The 3,294-nt window shown below is 70.2% G+C and carries 2 protein-coding genes; both read left to right on the forward strand.

The features are described 5' to 3' along the window. Nucleotides 1-2,004 (forward strand): beta-ketoacyl reductase (locus ACIRQ7_RS36435; protein ID WP_404266803.1); only part of this gene is annotated, 2,004 nt, incomplete at its 5' end. A 25-nt stretch (nt 2,005-2,029) separates the two neighbouring features. Next, nucleotides 2,030-3,294: type I polyketide synthase (locus ACIRQ7_RS36440; protein ID WP_404266804.1), on the forward strand; the 1,265-nt coding region annotated here is incomplete at its 3' end.

A 3,294-nucleotide genomic window follows, 5' to 3' on the forward strand; every position in this document is an offset into this window, starting at 1 on the left:
CGTCGTCGTCGTGATCAGGTGGTGGCGGATTCTTGGCGTTATCGGGTGTCGTGGAAGTCGTTGCCGGATGTGAAGGCGGGTGTCGTGTCGGGCACTTGGCTGCTGGTGATGCCTGCCGGATGCCCGGAAGCGGGTCAGGTCGCCGAGGCGCTGCGTGCACAGGGCATGACCTTCCACACCCTGGAAATCGACGAGACGGACACCGGACGGGAAATTCTCGCCTCGCGCCTGCGGGAAAGCCTGGAGGGTGACGCCCCGGTCGGTGTGCTGTCCCTGCTGGCGGGGGTCGAAGGCGCACACCCGGGATGCCCCGACCTGCCGGCCGGCCTCGGACTCACCCTGACCCTCATCCAGGCACTGGGCGATGCCGGTATCGAAGCCCCCCTCTGGCTCGCCACCCGGAGCGCCGTCGCCACCGGCAGCACCGACCAGCTGGACAGCCCCACCCAGGCCGCCGTCTGGGGCCTGGGGCGAGTGGCCGCCCTCGAACACCCGCAGCGCTGGGGCGGCATGATCGACCTCCCCGACAGCCTCGACCGGCGCGGTGCCGCACTGCTGTGCGCGGCCCTGAACGGGCTCGACGACGAGGACCAGCTCGCCGTACGCGGCAACCGCCTGCTCGTGCGCCGACTGGTGCGGTCCTCGCCGGCCGCGGCGGACCTCGTCCCGGCATGGGCACCACGCGGCGCCGTCCTGATCACCGGCGGCACCGGCGGAATCGGTGGCCAGATAGCCCGATGGCTGGCAGGCCGTGGCGCCGAGCACCTGGTGCTCACCAGTCGCAGCGGGCCGGCGGCTCCCGGCGCGGAACAGCTGAGGGCCGAACTCACCGCACTCGGCGCCCGGGTCACCATTGCCGCCTGCGACGTGACCGACCGCGACGCCCTGGCCGCGCTGGTCCGCGAGGTGGAGGCCGACGGCCCGCGGATCCGTACGGTGATGCACATCGCCGGCGCGGGCGTCCTCGTGCCGCTCGCCGACACGGACCTTCTGGAGTTCTCCGACACGGCCCACGCGAAAATCGTCGGCGCGGCCAACCTGGACGCCGTCTTCGACCGGTCGACACTGGACGACTTCGTCCTCTTCTCCTCCATATCGGCGGTCTGGGGAAGCGGCGACCACGGCGCGTACGCCGCGGCCAACGCCTACCTCGACGGCCTCGCCGAACAGCGGCGGGCCCGGGGCCTCGCCGGGACCTCGGTGGTCTGGGGTATCTGGAGCCCCGAGGACGGCGGCGGCATGGCCGCCAACCTGGCCGAGGAACAGCTGCGCGGGCGCGGCATCCCCTTCATGCCGCCGCGGCTGGCCATCAACGCCTTCCAGCAGGTCATGGACCGCGACGAGAGCGTGGTGGTGGTCGCGGACATCGACTGGGAACGGTTCGTCCCCGTCTTCACCTCGGCCCGCCCCAGCCCGTTGCTGAGTGAGGTGCCCGAGGTCGCCAGGATCCTGGCCACCGAAGCCGCCCCGGCAGAGACGGGCGACGACGACTCCTCGGTACGCCTGCGACTGACCGGACTGTCCGCCGGGGAACGGCAGCGCGCACTCTCCGAGTTGGTGTGCACCCAGATCGCCTCGGTGCTCGGATATCCCGGCCCGGCGGCCGTCGATGAGTCACGGGCATTTCGGGAATTGGGATTCGACTCGCTGAGCGCCGTCGACCTCCGCAACCGCCTCAGCGCGGCGACCGGGCTGCGCCTGCCCGTCACGGTGGTGTTCGACTACCCCCGGGCCCGCGCTCTGGCCGAACACATCGGCGCCACGCTCTTCCCCGACCAGGGCCCCGCGGCCCCGGCGGACCCGGAGGAAGCAGAAGTCCGGCAGCTGCTGAATTCCGTTCCGCTGTTCCGACTTCAGGAGTCCGGCCTGCTCGGCGAACTGCGCAAGCTTGCCGAATCTCCCGACTCCGATTCCGCCGCGGCATGCGGCGATTCCACGGATTCCATCGACGAACTGGACGTCGACGGACTGATCCGCATGGCGTACGACACCAATGACCTCTGAAGAGACTCGAAAAGCGGAGCACAAGATGACTAGCGCCGATGACAAAATTGTGGGAGCGCTGCGTGAGTCTCTGAAGGAGACCGAGCGGCTGCGGCGGGCAAATCAAGAGCTCACCGCGTCGGCGCGAGAGCCGATCGGCATTGTGGCCATGAGCTGCCGCTACCCCGGCGCCGACTCCCCCGAGGAATTGTGGGATCTGGTCGCAGAACGCAAGGACGCCATCTCCGCATTCCCCGCGAACCGTGGCTGGGACCTGGACGGCCTCTACGACCCGGACCCCGACCGCCAGGGAAAGATTTACGCGACCGAGGGCGGTTTCCTGCACGACGCCGACCGGTTCGACCCGGCCTTCTTCGGTATATCTCCGCGTGAGGCGACCGCGATGGACCCCCAGCAGCGGCTGCTGCTGGAGACCTCGTGGGAAGCCTTCGAACGGGCCGGCATCGCCCCCTCCACACTGCACGGCAGCAAGGTCGGTCTCTTCGTCGGTGCCGCCTACCAGGGCTGGGGCATCAACTACCAGGACGTCCCGGAGGGCGTTCAGGGGCACCTGGTGACCGGCATGTCGACAAGTGTCATCTCCGGTCGGGTCTCGTACACCCTCGGGCTGGAGGGCCCCGCCGTCACGGTCGACACGGCGTGTTCGTCGTCGCTCGTTGCCCTGCACCTCGCCGTCCAGTCCCTTCGCCAGGGCGACTGCTCGATGGCCATGGTCGGAGGAACGGCGGTGATGGCCGATCCGCTCGGCCTGGTCGGCTTCAGCCGCCAGCGGGGGCTGGCCCAGGACGGCCGTTGCAAGGCATTCGGCGAGCGCGCGGACGGCATGGGTCTCGGTGAAGGCGTCGGTGTGCTCTTGCTGGAGCGGCTGTCGGAGGCGCGGCGCAACGGGCATCCGGTGCTGGCCGTGGTGCGGGGCAGCGCGATCAATCAGGACGGCGCGAGCAACGGCCTCAGCGCGCCCAACGGTCCCTCCCAACAGCGGGTGATCCGGGCGGCGTTGGCCGATGCGCGACTGAAGCCGGAGCAGGTGGCGGTGGTGGAGGCGCACGGTACGGGTACCACGCTGGGTGACCCGATCGAGGCGGGCGCGCTGCTGGCGACCTACGGCCAGGGGCGCCCCGCCGAACGGCCGCTGTGGCTGGGGTCGGTCAAGTCCAACATCGGGCATGCCCAGGCCGCTTCCGGCGTGGCCGGGGTCATGAAGATGGTGATGGCCATGCGGCACGGGGTGCTGCCGGCGACGCTGCATGCGGAGGAGCGGTCGGAGAAGGTCGACTGGGAGTCCGGTGC

Origin of the sequence: Streptomyces sp. NPDC101393, from assembly GCF_044767385.1 — a bacterium.
Taxonomy (GTDB): Bacteria; Actinomycetota; Actinomycetes; order Streptomycetales; family Streptomycetaceae; genus Streptomyces.